Here is a 14383-nt window from a genome sequence, read left to right as displayed (position 1 = left end):
GGGAACAGGGTCAGAGGAGGAAAGCGTCCCACGCCATGGATGGCGTGGGCCGAGCGTGTCATGGATGACGGCTTTTGCGTCTTTCCGATCTGACCCTGTTTCCTGTGCTGGCACGATCCCGCAACTAACCGGGGTAGAATTTGTCAGCAATCTAAAAGGCGCCAGAGGCGCCTTTTCTCATCCTGACTTATCAGGCGTTTTTCAGCACTTCACTGACAATCTCTACGGCTTCTTTCTCAATCTGCTCGCGATGTTCTGCGCCCAGGAAGCTTTCACAGTAGATTTTGTAGGCATCTTCGGTGCCTGAAGGACGGGCAGCAAACCAGCCATTCTCCGTCATCACTTTCAGACCGCCGATTGAGGCACCGTTACCTGGTGCCGCCGTCAGACGCGCGGTGATAGGATCACCCGCCAGCGTATCCGCGCTCACCATCTCTGGTGACAGCTTCGACAGTGCAGCTTTCTGCGCTGAAGTGGCGGATGCCTGCAGACGGTTGTAGCTTGGTGCGCCAAAACGCGCAGCCAGTTCATCATAATGCTGCTGCGGATTTTTACCGGTCACCGCTGTAATTTCAGCCGCCAGCAGACACATGATGATGCCATCTTTGTCCGTTGACCACGGCGTGCCGTCGAAACGCAGGAATGAAGCGCCAGCGCTCTCTTCACCGCCGAAACCGAAGCTGCCGTCATACAGACCATCAACAAACCATTTGAAACCAACCGGCACTTCCACCAGCTTGCGACCAATGTCGTTGACCACACGGTCAATCATGGCGCTGGACACCAGGGTTTTACCCACGGCAACATCCTGGCCCCACTGTGGACGATGCTGGAACAGATAGTTGATCGCAACCGCCAGATAGTGGTTTGGATTCATCAGACCCGCCGGGGTCACGATGCCGTGACGGTCATAATCGGGATCGTTGCCGAACGCCAGATCGAACTTGTCGCGGTAAGCCAGCAGGCCTGCCATTGCGCTTTCGGACGAACAGTCCATGCGCACAACGCCATCTTTATCCAGATGCATAAAGCGGAAGGTCTGATCGACTGCATCGTTTACCAGCGTCAGATCCAGCTTGTAATGCTCAGCAATACGCTGCCAGTAAGCAATACCTGAACCGCCCAGTGGATCAACACCCAGCTTCAGGCCAGCTTTCTGAATTGCCGGGAAATCGATAATCTCTGCCAGACCTTCAACGTAAGGCTGGATCAGATCTTTCTCGACCACGTGACCGCTCGCCATAGCCTGTTCAAGTGGCAGACGTTTCACCTCTTTCAGCCCATCTTTGATCAGCTGATTAGCGCGATCTTCCACCACTTTAGTGACGTTGGTATCCGCCGGTCCACCGTTAGGTGGATTGTACTTAATGCCGCCATCTTCCGGTGGGTTGTGCGAAGGTGTGATGACGATACCATCTGCCAGCGGGCCACCCGCTTTATTGTGCTCAAGAATGGCGTTGGAAATCGCAGGGGTTGGCGTATAGCCATTATCCTGCTGAACAATCACATCAACGCCGTTCGCCGCCAGGACTTCCAGAACAGACAGAATCGCCGGTTCTGACAGCGCATGAGTATCTTTACCGACGTAGCAAGGTCCGGTGATGCCGTTCTTTTTACGCTCTTCGGCAATTGCCTGAGCGATGGCCAGAATGTGCATCTCGTTGAAGCTCTGGCGCCCTGCACTGCCGCGATGGCCAGAGGTGCCAAATTTCACCGCATGTTCCGGGTTCGCCACATCGGGCTGCAGGACATAATATTGTGACGTTAATTGTGCAACGTTAATCAAATCGCTCTGCTGGGCGGGTTGCCCGGCACGTGGGTGATTGGCCATTGGCGCTGCTCCCTGACGCTTAAGTTTTTAAATGGTGCCGCAAACTTTCTCGGTCAGTTCCGCAGGGAACTGCATCGAGAGCATGATGTGTTCAACCATGCTGCATTTACGACCAGTATTGGTGTTGGTGATCACCCAGTACGGCGTGCCGGGCACATGCTTCGGCTTAGTATGGGTGCCATTCTGCAACAGCGTATGCTCATCGCCTGCAAAATAGACGCGGGTACGCCCCTGCAGCGATGCAGTAGCCTCAGCAAAGGCTGCGGTATCAAGACGATAGAGCGTTGACAAAATAAGCATAAAGCGATTCACCGCCCGCTTCTGCTCCGCATATTCATCGGAAAGCAGCAGCTCACGCACCGCGCGAACACGATCCTGCGGGCGGGAACCCACAGAGGCCTGGGACTCTTTCGCTGCCTCTTTTGACGCTGGCTGAGCAGGCGAAGCAGGTGCAGTCTGACCGGCCGTGAATTTCAGCATACGACGCAGAATGTCGGATGCGCTTTCACCAATGTGTTGCGTATGGCTGGCAATATAACGGTAGAGCTCTTCGTCAACTTCAATCGTTTTCATCTTATTCCGTACGGTTCTTTCTCATGACAGAACCACCTGTTTCCTGAAAAGCACTGAGTATAGTCAGGCAATTCAAAAGGTGTGTGGGTTCTAACATCAGGATTATAAAGTTAAATTCAGGCGGGTTGTTAGCAATCAAACGGTTTACGGGCAAAAGTCAGAATATGTCCTAATGCCACCGGAACCGGCGCACCTGAAAAGGTGAAACCATGATAACCTAAGCTCAGGTCTCAAACTTAAGAACTTTGCTATGATTTTGAACGCCCGTCTGCAAACTGAACAATCCCCTCCTGATTCCCTGCCCATCCTCCTTATCCATGGTCTGTTTGGCAGCCTGGATAACCTTGGTGTGCTGGCGCGCGGGCTGAAAGATGCCGGTCCCCTGCTGCAGGTTGATGTCCGTAACCACGGTCTTTCGCCACGACCCGACGAGATGAACTACGCTGTAATGGCGCAGGATATGGTCGACACGCTGGATGCACAGGGCATCGAACGCGTCGCGGTTATCGGTCACTCGATGGGCGGTAAAATCGCGATGACCATGAGCGCGCTGGTGCCGGATCGCATTGAGCGACTGGTGATGATCGATATCGCACCGGTGGACTACCAGACCCGCCGCCACGATGAGATTTTTGCCGGTATTCGTGCCGTCACTGATGCGGGCGTTTCATCCCGCAGCGAGGCAGCCCGCATTATGCGCACGCTGATTGATGAAGAAGGGGTTATCCAGTTTCTGCTGAAGTCATTTCAGGAGGGTGAGTGGCGCTTCAATGTGCCGGTACTGTGGGATAACTACACCACGATTTCTGGCTGGCAGCCGGTTCCTGCCTGGGATCATCCCGCGTTGTTTATTCGTGGCGGCGACTCAAGCTATCTGGATAACCGCTACCGCGACGTGTTACTTCAACAGTTTCCGGCGGCTCAGGCACATGTCATTGGCGGCGCCGGGCACTGGGTTCATGCAGAGAAACCTGATGCCGTTTTGCGCAGCATTCGTCGTTTTTTTGCGCTTTAAAAGCAAATAGATGGCGGTAAAAGTTTAGGATTGGCGTCGGGAGTACGCGTGAAGTATGATGGCGCGCTAAAATTTTGCCGCTGGTCAGTTTTGCTGCGGCAATGGCCAATAATTTATAATCTGCGCGGTGAGTGTCTGGCGCCCGCCCCCATTCAGTTTTACTAAGCCATGGCAAAAGAACAGACTGACCGCACGACGCTCGATCTCTTTGCTGATGAGCGCCGCCCCGGTCGACCCAAAACCAGTCCGCTTTCGCGTGATGAACAGCTGCGCATCAACAAGCGCAACCAGCTTAAACGTGACAAAGGACGCGGACTTCGTCGTGTCGAACTGAAAATGAACAGTGAAGCCGTCGATGCACTTAATACGCTGGCAGAACAGCGTAATCTCAGCCGCAGCGAACTGATTGAACAGATGCTGCTGGCGCAGCTCAAACTGGATTGATGCGGGCAAATCGCACGCAGGAGCAAATGTCGGGGCTTTAACCGTTCACCGGTTTTCTCTCGTCTGCTATTATTCGCTGAAATGTGCTGCGGCACACATCTCATCATCAGGATTTAAGAGGTTATTTTACTCATGGCACTCGTAGGCATCTTCTTTGGCAGCGATACCGGTAATACCGAAAACATTGCAAAAATGATCCAGAAACAGCTGGGTTCAGACGTTGCAGAAGTGCATGACATCGCGAAAAGCACAAAAGAAGATCTGGAAGCATTTGATATCCTGCTGCTGGGTATTCCAACCTGGTACTACGGTGAAGCACAGTGCGACTGGGATGACTTCTTCCCGACGCTGGAAGAGATCGACTTTAATGGCAAGCTGGTGGCGTTGTTTGGCTGCGGCGATCAGGAAGATTACGCAGAGTACTTCTGTGATGCGATGGGCACTATCCGCGACATTATTGAGCCACACGGTGCCGTGATTGTCGGACACTGGCCAACTGAGGGCTACCATTTCGAAGCCTCAAAAGGTCTGGCGGATGATACCCACTTCCTGGGTCTGGCTATCGACGAAGATCGTCAGCCTGAACTGACTAACCAGCGTGTTGATCAGTGGGTTAAGCAGATTTTTGATGAACTGCAACTGAAAGAGATCATCGAAGCGTGATGGTGTCTGACTCAATGTGAGCGCCAGCTCACATTGAGGTAATGGAAATTCCTATAGAAATAATAGCCACATTTTTTTAACTTTCTCCGTTTAATCTGTAGAATACCCGCATCGATCTTCCGCTTATTTTCTCACGCGGCAAGACTAAGCGATGTACAAACAGACATCTGCCAGAATTCTCCCCGGCCCGGTGACGCCTCCCCAGCAGCCCATGATGATTCAGGCACGCCCTCTGGTTTTCATTTCATCGCTTCAGTTCTATAATGAGACGCAAATGAGAATGAGTGTAGATCGACATTCAAGGCGACAAGCCACAAAAGTGAATATTAGTAACAGGACAAAATCCGCATGACTGACAACAACACCGCATTAAAGAAGGCTGGCCTGAAAGTGACACTGCCCAGACTGAAAATTCTGGAAGTGCTTCAGGAACCTGAGTGCCATCACGTCAGTGCGGAAGATTTGTATAAACGCCTGATTGATATCGGCGAAGAGATTGGACTGGCTACCGTTTACCGTGTGCTTAACCAGTTCGATGACGCGGGTATTGTGACGCGCCACAATTTCGAAGGCGGCAAATCGGTCTTCGAACTGACGCAGCAGCATCATCACGATCACCTGATTTGCCTGGATTGCGGCAAGGTTATTGAGTTCAGCGACGAGTCTATCGAAACGCGTCAGCGTGAAATCGCAACCCGCCACGGCATCAAGCTCACTAACCACAGCCTCTATCTTTACGGACACTGCACACTGGGCGATTGCCGGGAAAATGAAACCCTGCACGACCAGTAACGCGAGCTGAAATAAAAAAACCGGTGAATTCACCGGTTTTTTTTCGTCTGATGTCTGCTGTCAGTCAGGCGACCAGCGTCTCCTGCAGATAACGCCAGCGCGGAATAGAGCTACTGCAATCGAGAATGGCCAGCGAGATGCGGCTATTGTTATTGCCATTCATCATCTGCATTTCGCGATACTGCACGGTGATCTCTTTATCATGATGAGAGAGGATCACATGTTCGCAGGTGGCAATGCGCATCCCTTCCCGCTGCCCCTGCAACTGCCGGAAAAGATCCTCGACCTCGTTCAGATTGTACTCTTTGCCTTTAGGGGTCACCATGCGGAATTCAGGATGAAAATAGGACATCAGCAGCTCAAAACTGTCGTCTGATCCGGCGGGCTTATTAAAAATACGTTCAATGAGCTGATGTAAAACGACGACACTGTGTTTGGCTTCCTGGGCGAGAACGGTCATATTTTTTCCTTCTGTAACCCGCTGTGCAACCTCTGAGAGCGCATAGCCTACCTGAAAGCTGCTAATTCACATCCTGAAATTGATTAATTTTTTTAAACTCAGATTTCTCTCACAGTATGGCATTTAATGGATTGCAGTTAGTTCAGAACAAACGTCGGTAATGGTCGAAATAGGGACAATAAAAAAGGGCGATAAATCGCCCTTTTGTCATTTTATGAGGTCAGCCTCAACACGTTATTCGCCGGCTTTCGTCCAGGTATCACGAAGACCAACGGTACGGTTGAATACCAACTGCGAGGGCGTAGAGTAAACGCTGTCGGCGCAGAAATAACCTTCACGTTCAAACTGGAACGGTGTGGTCGGTTCTACATCGCGCAGGCTCGGTTCCACAAAGCCCTGTTTAATCGCCAGTGACTCAGGGTTGATTACCGCCAGGAAGTCCTCAGCCGCACCCGGGTTTGGCACGCTGAACAGGCGGTCATACAGACGGAACTCAGCAGGCTGCGCGTGATCGGCAGAGACCCAGTGAATCACGCCTTTGACCTTACGGCCATCAGCAGGATCTTTGCTCAGCGTTTCAACATCGCTGGTGCAATAGATGCAGGTGATGTTGCCCGCTTCATCTTTAGCAATTCGCTCAGCACGAATCACGTAGGCGTTGCGCAGGCGAACTTCTTTGCCCAGCACCAGACGTTTATATTGCTTGTTCGCCTCTTCACGGAAATCTGCACGGTCGATCCAGATCTCGCGGCTGAACGGCACTTCACGCGTGCCCATCTCCGGCTTACCCGGATGATTGGGCATGGTGAGGGTTTCGCTGTGACCCGCTGGCAGGTTTTCGATCACCACTTTTAGCGGATCGAGCACCGCCATGGCACGTGGTGCATTCTCGTTAAGATCATCGCGAATACAGGACTCCAGCGAGGCCATCTCCACGATGTTATCCTGTTTGGTCACGCCAATACGACGGCAGAACTCACGGATAGAGGCTGCGGTGTAACCGCGACGACGCAGACCTGAAACGGTCAGCATGCGCGGATCGTCCCAGCCTTCTACGTGCTTCTCGGTCACCAGCTGAGTGAGTTTGCGTTTCGACATCACCGCATACTCCAGATTCAGACGCGAGAACTCGTACTGGCGCGGATGAACCGGAATGGTGATGTTATCCAGCACCCAGTCATAGAGACGGCGGTTGTCCTGAAACTCCAGCGTACACAGTGAGTGCGTGATGCCTTCCAGCGCATCGGAGATGCAGTGGGTAAAGTCATACATCGGATAGATGCACCACTTGTTACCCGTCTGGTGGTGTTCTGCGAACTTGATGCGGTACAGCACCGGATCACGCATCACGATGAAACTAGAGGCCATGTCGATTTTGGCACGCAGACAGGCGCTGCCTTCGGCAAACTCACCGTTGCGCATTTTCTCAAACAGCGCCAGGTTCTCTTCCACGCTGCGATCGCGATAAGGGCTGTTTTTGCCAGGCTCTTTCAGGGTGCCGCGATATTCGCGAATCTCATCCGGACTGAGTTCATCAACGTAAGCCAGACCTTTAGAAATCAGCTCGATGGCATAATTGTAGAGCTGATCAAAATAGTTTGATGAGTAACAGACCTCACCGCTCCACTCAAAACCCAGCCACTGGACGTCACGCTTAATGGATTCAACAAATTCCATATCCTCTTTAACCGGATTGGTATCGTCGAAACGCAGGTTGCATTGCCCCTGATAATCCTGGGCGATGCCAAAATTCAGACAGATCGATTTCGCATGACCAATATGCAGATAGCCATTGGGCTCTGGCGGGAAACGGGTATGCACGCTGCTGTGCTTACCGCTCGCCAAATCTTCGTCAATGATCTGACGAATAAAGTTAGTTGGGCGGGCTTCAGCCTCACTCATCTCAAAAATCCTCAATACGAATAACGGGTGATTTGTACCACGAAGTAACGGAGTATGATCCACAAAGCGTCTGAGGGAAACAACCGTTTGTTAAGCCTTTAAAACAAAAAAGGCAGGAATCGCTTCCTGCCTGTGGGGTTCTGTTGCGGGGATTAGCCTTTCACTTCGTATAGCGGGGTTTCACCGGCTACCACCTGGCCGCGAGCCAGTAATGTCAGCCCTGCGAAGTCATCGCTGTTACTGACCACGACCGGACTCACCATTGAGCGGGCGTTCGCGTTCAGAAACGCCAGATCCATCTCCAGCACCGGCTGACCGGCGACCACGCTGGCCCCCTCTTCTGCCAGACGGGTAAAGCCTTTGCCTTCCAGCGCTACGGTATCCAGCCCCATATGCACCACAATCTCTACACCATTCTCCGTTTCCAGACAGAAGGCGTGATTGGTGTTGAAGATTTTAACCAGCGTACCCGCTATCGGTGCCACGACCCATTTGTCGCTGGGTTTGATCGCCAGACCGTCACCCACCGCTTTGCTGGCGAAGGCTTCATCCGGCACATCATCCAGTGCCACGACTTCACCGCTGACTGGTGCCAGCAGGGTTGCGATGACACGCTTCTCACTGTTCAGCACCGCCTGCGGTGCCACAGCCGGCTCAGTCGGTGCGCTGCTGGCTGTCGCTGCAGCAACCGGACCCTTGGTCAGCACTTTTTTCATGGCCGAGGCGATGCTTTCTGCCTGGGTGCCCACGATGATCTGCACGCTCTGTTTGTTAAGACGAATCACGCCGGACGCACCAAGACGCTTCGCCACACCTTCATTAACCTGAGCGGAATCATTCACATTAAGACGCAGACGGGTGATACAGGCATCGATGCTGGTTAAGTTCTCTGAACCACCCACTGCACTGATGTAACGGCGCGCCAGTGATTCAGTGGCCGTTTCACCATTGTCGGTTTTATCCACGTTGACGTCGTAACCATCACTTTCATCACCGTCAACCGCCAGCTCACGGCCTGGCGTCATCAGGTTGAATTTTTTAATCGTGAAGCGGAACACGACATAGTAGATAGCGAAGAAGACCAGCCCCTGCGGAATCAGCATGTACCAGTGTGTCGCGAGAGGATTACGGGTCGACAGCACCATATCCACCAGCCCGGCGCTGAAACCAAATCCGGCAATCCAGTGCATACTGGCAGCGATAAAGACAGAGAGACCGGTCAGAACGGCGTGGATCAGATAGAGCACCGGCGCCACGAACATAAAGGAGAATTCCAGCGGTTCGGTGATACCCGTAAAGAAGGCAGCAAACGCAGCAGCCAGCATAATACTCCCCACTTTGACGCGGTTCTCTGGACGCGCACAGTGGTAGATAGCCAGTGCTGCACCCGGCAGACCAAACATCATAATCGGGAAAAAGCCCGCCTGATAACGACCGGTAATCCCTACGGTTGCGGTTCCGTCAGCCAGTGACTGCGCACCGCCAAGGAATTTAGGAATGTCATTAATACCTGCAACGTCAAACCAGAACACGGAGTTCAGCGCGTGATGCAGACCGACCGGAATCAGCAGGCGGTTGAAGAAGGCATAGATGCCGGCACCGACAGAGCCCAGCTTCTGGATGTGTTCACCAAAGCTGACCAGGCCGTTAAACACCACTGGCCAGATGTACATCAGGATAAAAGCGACGAAGATCATCAGGAACGAGACCAGAATCGGCACCAGCCGCCGTCCGCTGAAGAAGGAGAGCGCTTTAGGCAGCTCAACATGGCTGAAGCGGTTATAGACTTCTGCTGACAGGATACCGACCAGAATACCGACAAACTGATTCTCAATTTTGCCAAACGCTGCAGGTACCTGAGCTAAAGGAATTTTCTGAATCATGGCCACCGCGGCCGGTGAGCAAAGCGTGGTGACCACCAGGAATCCGACAAAGCCGGTCAGGGCTGCCGCACCATCTTTATCTTTTGACATGCCATAGGCGATACCAATCGCAAACAGGACTGACATGTGCTCAATGATGGCAGAACCTGATTTGATCAGTAAGGCAGCCAGCGCATTGCCTGCACCCCAGCTGTCTGGATCAATCCAGTAGCCAACCCCCATTAGTATTGCTGCTGCTGGCAGGGTAGCGACCGGCACCATCAGTGCACGCCCCACCTTTTGTAAGTAACCTAACATAACCCTTCCCCCTATGAGCCTGACTTGTCGCTTTGCGCTGCTTAATGTTGTTGTGTCAGCTGCAAAGATCGTTAATACACTTCATATCACGCAGCGAAGTGTAATAATAAATTAATTCGCTTCGCAAATTAAAACCCTGCCAGATGTGATTTTTATCACTAAAAAACATCGTGTCATACGGCAACATCTGGCAATGACTGCAAACTTATTTTATGATCCGAAATATTGAATTGCGCTCCGCCCGTGGCGAGAATAGAAAATCTGCTCAGGCTGATGAGTAACGCAACGGTTTAGCGATCCCCTTTCCATTTCTAATGAGGTGAAACATGAGACTGATTCCTTTAGCGACGCCAACCCAGGTAGGCAAATGGGCCGCCCGACATATTGTTAACCGCATCAATGCATTTAATCCGACGGCGGATAAACCTTTTGTTCTGGGTCTGCCGACCGGCGGTACACCCCTGGAGGCATACAAGCACCTGATTGATATGCACAAAGCGGGCCAGGTCAGTTTTAAGCATGTCGTCACCTTCAATATGGACGAATATGTTGGCCTGCCGAAAGAGCATCCGGAAAGCTATCACAGTTTCATGTATCGCAATTTCTTTGATCACGTTGATATTCAACCGGAAAATATCAACCTGCTGAATGGTAATGCGCCGGATATTGACGCAGAATGTCGTCAGTACGAAGAGAAAATTCGCACGCTGGGTAAAATTCACCTGTTTATGGGCGGTGTCGGTAACGACGGTCATATCGCCTTTAACGAGCCGGCTTCTTCACTGGCCTCCCGTACCCGCATTAAAACCCTGACGCATGACACCCGCGTGGCAAACTCTCGCTTCTTTAACGGCGATGTTGATCAGGTGCCTAAATATGCCCTTACCGTGGGCGTCGGTACGCTGCTGGATGCAGAAGAAGTGATGATTCTGGTTACCGGCCATGTTAAAGCGCAGGCACTGCAGGCGGCGGTCGAAGGCAATGTGAATCATATGTGGACAATCAGCTGTCTGCAGCTGCATGCCAAATCGGTGGTGGTCTGTGATGAACCCGCCACCATGGAACTGAAAGTGAAAACCGTGAAATATTTCCGCGAAATGGAAGCGGAAAATATGAAAGGCGTGTAACAGAACATTGTCGTGCCCTGCTGTTACGCTGAGTGACAGCAGGCCAGGACGGGAGAAAAGAGATGTACGCATTAGTAAACGGTCGAATTTACAGTGGCCATGAGGTTCTGGACAATCATGCCGTCGTGGTGGCTGACGGGCTTATTGCACGCGTCTGCCCGCGTGAATCGCTCCCGGCCAATATTGAGCAGCGGGATATGGCGGGCGCGATGATTGCGCCAGGTTTTATCGATCTTCAGCTCAACGGCTGCGGCGGTGTGCAGTTCAATGACAGCCTGGATGCACTGAGTATCGAAACCCTGGAAACGATGCAGCGCGCCAATGAGAAGTCTGGCTGCACCAGCTTTTTACCGACGCTGATTACCAGCAGCGATGCCCTGATGAAGCGTGCGATTGAAACCATGCGCGCCTATCTGCAGAAACATCAGCATCAGGCCCTGGGTCTGCATCTGGAAGGGCCCTGGCTGAGTAAGGCGAAAAAAGGCACCCACGATCCGGCGCTGATTCGCCTGCCGGATGCTGCGATGGTGCAGTATCTTTGTGACAACGCAGACGTCATCACCAAAGTCACGCTGGCACCGGAAAACGCTGGCAGCGAGGTGATTCGTCAGCTGACAGACGCCGGAATCATCGTTTCAGCGGGTCACTCGAATGCGACTTATGAAGAGGCGAAAGCGGGTTTTTCTGCTGGCGTGCGTTTCGCAACGCACCTCTACAACGCCATGCCGACATTTGCCGGCCGTGAACCCGGGCTTATCGGTGCGCTGTTTGATTCACCTGATGTATACTGCGGCATTATTGCGGATGGTTTACATGTACATTACGCTAACGTACGGAATGCAAAGCGCATTAAAGGCGACAAACTGGTGCTGGTAACGGATGCCACTGCCCCCGCTGGTGCTGACATCAGCGAGTTTATTTTTGCAGGCAAAACAATCTATTATCGTGATGGGCTTTGTGTCGACGAAAACGGCACATTAAGTGGTTCTGCCCTGACGATGATCGAAGCGGTACAAAACAGCGTCGAGCATGTGGGTATCGCACTGGATGAAGCGTTGCGCATGGCATCACTTTATCCGGCACGGGCGATGGGCGTGGAAAGGCAGTTGGGCTCGATCGAAGCAGGAAAAATCGCGAACCTGACTGTGTTTACGCGCGACTTTAAAATCATTAAGACGTTTGTCAACGGAGACGACGTCCTGAGCGAGTAAGCACTGAATGACCACTGGCGGCCAGTCACAAATAGGAAATGTCGATCTTGTTAAGCAACTCAATAGCGCAGCGGTTTACCGGCTGATTGATCAACAGGGGCCGATATCGCGCATTCAGATTGCTGAACTCAGTCAGCTTGCCCCCGCCAGTGTCACCAAAATTACCCGCCAGTTGATTGAGCGCGGCCTGATCAAAGAGGTAGACCAGCAGGCCTCTACCGGTGGTCGCCGCGCCATTTCGATTATTACTGAAACCCGCCATTTCCATACCATCGGCGTCCGTCTCGGACGCAATGATGCCACCCTGACCCTGTTCGACCTCAGTGGTAAATCACTGGCGCAGGAAGATTACGCCCTGCCGGAACGCACTCAGGAGACGCTGGAACATGCGCTGTTTAACGCCATCAGCAGCTTCATTGAGCAGCACCAGCGCAAAATACGCGAGCTGATCGCGATTTCCGTTATCCTGCCAGGGCTGGTCGATCCGATTAACGGCGTCATCCGCTATATGCCGCATATTTCCGTCAGCCACTGGCCGCTGGTCGCCAGTCTGAAAAAACGTTTCAACGTCACGAGCTTTGTCGGTCACGATATCCGCAGTCTGGCCCTGGCCGAGCACTACTTCGGTGCAAGCCGTGACTGTGCAGACTCAATTCTGGTGCGCTTACACCGTGGCACCGGTGCCGGCATTATTGCTAACGGCCATATCTTTCTTGGCAGCAACGGCAACGTCGGCGAGATCGGCCATATTCAGGTCGATCCCCTTGGTGAACGCTGCCACTGCGGCAACTTTGGCTGCCTTGAAACCATTGCCGCCAACGGCGCCATTGAAAATCGCGTACGACATCTGTTGAGTCAGGGCCATCCCAGCACGCTGACGCTGGAGGCGAGCCAGATGTCCCATATCTGCAAAGCGGCCAATCAGGGTGATGCGCTGGCGTGTGAAGTGATCGAGCATGTTGGCCGTTATCTTGGCAAAGCGATCGCAATCGCAATCAACCTGTTTAATCCACAAAAAGTGGTGCTGGCGGGTGAGATCACAGAGGCCGAAAAAGTGCTGCTGCCCGCTATCGAAGGCTGCATCAATACCCAGGCCTTAGCCGCCTTTCGCAAAAATCTGCCGGTTGTGCGCTCCACCCTGGATCATCGTTCTGCCATTGGCGCGTTTGCGCTCGCCAAACGTGCCATGCTTAACGGCATTCTGCTGCAACATCTTCTGGAAGACTAAGCTAACCCGCTGCTGTGGCGGGCCACATCGGATCTGACTATGACCATTAAAAGCGTAATTTGTGATATCGATGGCGTGCTGATGCACGACAACACGGCCGTTCCCGGCGCGCAGGAATTTTTACAGCGCATTCTGGCCAAAGAGATGCCGCTGGTGGTGCTGACAAACTATCCCTCGCAAACCGAGCAGGATCTGGCTAACCGTTTTGCCTCGGCCGGTGTTGAGGTTCCTGAATCCGTTTTCTATACCTCGGCAATGGCCACAGCCGATTTCCTGCGCCGTCAGGAAGGCAAAAAGGCCTATGTCATTGGTGAGGGCGCGCTGATTCACGAACTCTACAAAGCGGGCTTTACGATTACTGATGTGAATCCCGACTTCGTGATTGTCGGTGAGACACGCTCGTTTAACTGGGACATGATGCATAAAGCGGCTTTTTTCGTGGCTAACGGCGCTCGCTTCATTGCCACTAACCCGGATACGCATGCGCGCGGTTTTATTCCTGCCTGTGGCGCGCTTTGTGCGGGTATCGAGAAAATCTCTGGTCGTCGCCCGTTTGTTGTTGGCAAACCCAGCCCCTACATCATGCGCGCCGCGCTGAACAAAATGCAGGCTCACTCTGAAGAGACGGTCATTGTTGGCGACAATCTGCGAACCGATATTCTGGCCGGTTTTCAGGCGGGTCTGGAGACGGTGCTGGTTCTCTCTGGCGTCTCCACGCTGACGGATATTGATGCTATGCCGTTCCGCCCGGACTGGATCTACCCTTCTGTTGCCGATATTGACCTGTTCTGATTCATTTCTCTTATGACGCATCCGGCTAATCTGTGATGCGTCCCCCTTTTTTTCCCCTGTTCCCGCGGGTTTCACTGCCTGTTTTTTGTTCATAAAAGCCATTCCATTGCTGATCCATCAACAAAACAACGTTTAAATTATCGTTTATTCAAAATTATTGCCATG

The 14383-nt window shown here is 52.6% G+C and carries 13 protein-coding genes; 8 read left to right on the top strand and 5 right to left on the bottom strand.

Features of this window, described 5'->3' with window-relative positions:
- Positions 1 to 190 precede the first annotated feature (190 nt).
- Together pgm and seqA are read right to left on the bottom strand one after the other, a co-directional pair.
- Entirely contained in the window at positions 191 to 1831 is a 1641-nt protein-coding gene (gene pgm, locus LQK91_RS08270; protein WP_008925011.1) for a phosphoglucomutase (alpha-D-glucose-1,6-bisphosphate-dependent), read from the bottom strand.
- A 27-nt stretch (positions 1832 to 1858) separates the two neighbouring features.
- Positions 1859 to 2404: a replication initiation negative regulator SeqA gene (seqA, locus tag LQK91_RS08265; protein ID WP_008925010.1), complete on the bottom strand. Its 546-nt coding sequence runs from the start codon at positions 2402 to 2404 to the stop codon at positions 1859 to 1861.
- Between the two features lie 250 nt (positions 2405 to 2654).
- Here seqA and ybfF point away from each other — a divergent pair, with 250 nt between their 5' ends.
- The 4 genes from ybfF (at position 2655) to fur (ending at position 5318) form a co-directional block, all read left to right on the top strand.
- Positions 2655 to 3419 carry an esterase gene (gene ybfF, locus LQK91_RS08260; protein ID WP_105099410.1) on the top strand — a complete coding sequence of 255 codons (765 nt, stop codon included), beginning with the start codon at positions 2655 to 2657 and terminating at the stop codon, positions 3417 to 3419.
- Positions 3420 to 3587: 168 nt separating this feature from the next.
- Positions 3588 to 3863 carry a LexA regulated protein gene (ybfE, locus tag LQK91_RS08255; RefSeq protein WP_003852811.1) on the top strand — a complete coding sequence of 92 codons (276 nt, stop codon included), beginning with the start codon at positions 3588 to 3590 and terminating at the stop codon, positions 3861 to 3863.
- A 132-nt stretch (positions 3864 to 3995) separates the two neighbouring features.
- Positions 3996 to 4526, top strand: a complete 531-nt coding sequence (gene fldA, locus LQK91_RS08250; protein WP_003852808.1) for a flavodoxin FldA — start codon at positions 3996 to 3998, stop codon at positions 4524 to 4526.
- Positions 4527 to 4874: 348 nt separating this feature from the next.
- Complete coding sequence (fur, locus tag LQK91_RS08245) at positions 4875 to 5318, top strand: ferric iron uptake transcriptional regulator (protein WP_003852805.1); 444 nt, start codon at positions 4875 to 4877, stop codon at positions 5316 to 5318.
- A 64-nt stretch (positions 5319 to 5382) separates the two neighbouring features.
- Here fur and LQK91_RS08240 read toward each other — a convergent pair whose 3' ends face one another.
- The 3 genes from LQK91_RS08240 to nagE all read right to left on the bottom strand — a co-directional run bounded on the left by LQK91_RS08240 (position 5383) and on the right by nagE (position 9860).
- A complete protein-coding gene (locus tag LQK91_RS08240; protein ID WP_003852803.1) occupies positions 5383 to 5778 on the bottom strand; it encodes a hypothetical protein in 396 nt (131 codons plus the stop codon).
- A gap of 234 nt (positions 5779 to 6012) precedes the next feature.
- Positions 6013 to 7680, bottom strand: coding sequence for a glutamine--tRNA ligase (gene glnS / locus LQK91_RS08235; protein WP_105099411.1), 1668 nt, complete (start codon positions 7678 to 7680; stop codon positions 6013 to 6015).
- A gap of 152 nt (positions 7681 to 7832) precedes the next feature.
- Complete coding sequence (gene nagE, locus LQK91_RS08230) at positions 7833 to 9860, bottom strand: N-acetylglucosamine-specific PTS transporter subunit IIBC (protein WP_105099412.1); 2028 nt, start codon at positions 9858 to 9860, stop codon at positions 7833 to 7835.
- A gap of 326 nt (positions 9861 to 10186) precedes the next feature.
- Between nagE and nagB the strand changes: the two genes are divergently transcribed.
- The 4 genes from nagB (at position 10187) to LQK91_RS08210 (ending at position 14218) form a co-directional block, all read left to right on the top strand.
- The gene (gene nagB, locus LQK91_RS08225) at positions 10187 to 10987 is read left to right on the top strand and encodes a glucosamine-6-phosphate deaminase (protein WP_003852796.1); all 801 of its coding nucleotides are present in this window, start codon (positions 10187 to 10189) and stop codon (positions 10985 to 10987) included.
- A 62-nt stretch (positions 10988 to 11049) separates the two neighbouring features.
- Positions 11050 to 12198 (top strand): N-acetylglucosamine-6-phosphate deacetylase, encoded by a 1149-nt coding sequence (gene nagA, locus LQK91_RS08220; protein WP_105099413.1) that lies wholly within the window; start codon positions 11050 to 11052, stop codon positions 12196 to 12198.
- A 7-nt stretch (positions 12199 to 12205) separates the two neighbouring features.
- Positions 12206 to 13426, top strand: coding sequence for a DNA-binding transcriptional regulator NagC (gene nagC / locus LQK91_RS08215; protein WP_003852792.1), 1221 nt, complete (start codon positions 12206 to 12208; stop codon positions 13424 to 13426).
- 39 nt (positions 13427 to 13465) lie between these two features.
- On the top strand, positions 13466 to 14218 hold the full coding sequence (locus LQK91_RS08210) for an HAD-IIA family hydrolase (protein WP_003852790.1): 753 nt from the start codon (positions 13466 to 13468) through the stop codon (positions 14216 to 14218).
- Positions 14219 to 14383: the final 165 nt, after the last annotated feature.

Source organism: Pantoea sp. MHSD4 (assembly GCF_021043305.1).
Lineage (GTDB): Bacteria > Pseudomonadota > Gammaproteobacteria > Enterobacterales > Enterobacteriaceae > Pantoea > Pantoea eucalypti.
The sequence above is the reverse complement of the archived record's forward strand: the minus strand, read 5'-3'. Positions and strand labels throughout refer to the sequence as shown.

Excerpts from the sequence above, each read along its gene's own strand:
- pgm (WP_008925011.1), bottom strand. The coding sequence starts at position 1,831 with ATGGCCAATCACCCACGTGCCGGGCAACCCGCCCAGCAGAGCGATTTG.
- seqA (WP_008925010.1), bottom strand. The coding sequence starts at position 2,404 with ATGAAAACGATTGAAGTTGACGAAGAGCTCTACCGTTATATTGCCAGC.
- ybfF (WP_105099410.1), top strand. The coding sequence starts at position 2,655 with ATGATTTTGAACGCCCGTCTGCAAACTGAACAATCCCCTCCTGATTCC.
- ybfE (WP_003852811.1), top strand. The coding sequence starts at position 3,588 with ATGGCAAAAGAACAGACTGACCGCACGACGCTCGATCTCTTTGCTGAT.
- fldA (WP_003852808.1), top strand. The coding sequence starts at position 3,996 with ATGGCACTCGTAGGCATCTTCTTTGGCAGCGATACCGGTAATACCGAA.
- fur (WP_003852805.1), top strand. The coding sequence starts at position 4,875 with ATGACTGACAACAACACCGCATTAAAGAAGGCTGGCCTGAAAGTGACA.
- LQK91_RS08240 (WP_003852803.1), bottom strand. The coding sequence starts at position 5,778 with ATGACCGTTCTCGCCCAGGAAGCCAAACACAGTGTCGTCGTTTTACAT.
- glnS (WP_105099411.1), bottom strand. The coding sequence starts at position 7,680 with ATGAGTGAGGCTGAAGCCCGCCCAACTAACTTTATTCGTCAGATCATT.
- nagE (WP_105099412.1), bottom strand. The coding sequence starts at position 9,860 with ATGTTAGGTTACTTACAAAAGGTGGGGCGTGCACTGATGGTGCCGGTC.
- nagB (WP_003852796.1), top strand. The coding sequence starts at position 10,187 with ATGAGACTGATTCCTTTAGCGACGCCAACCCAGGTAGGCAAATGGGCC.
- nagA (WP_105099413.1), top strand. The coding sequence starts at position 11,050 with ATGTACGCATTAGTAAACGGTCGAATTTACAGTGGCCATGAGGTTCTG.
- nagC (WP_003852792.1), top strand. The coding sequence starts at position 12,206 with ATGACCACTGGCGGCCAGTCACAAATAGGAAATGTCGATCTTGTTAAG.
- LQK91_RS08210 (WP_003852790.1), top strand. The coding sequence starts at position 13,466 with ATGACCATTAAAAGCGTAATTTGTGATATCGATGGCGTGCTGATGCAC.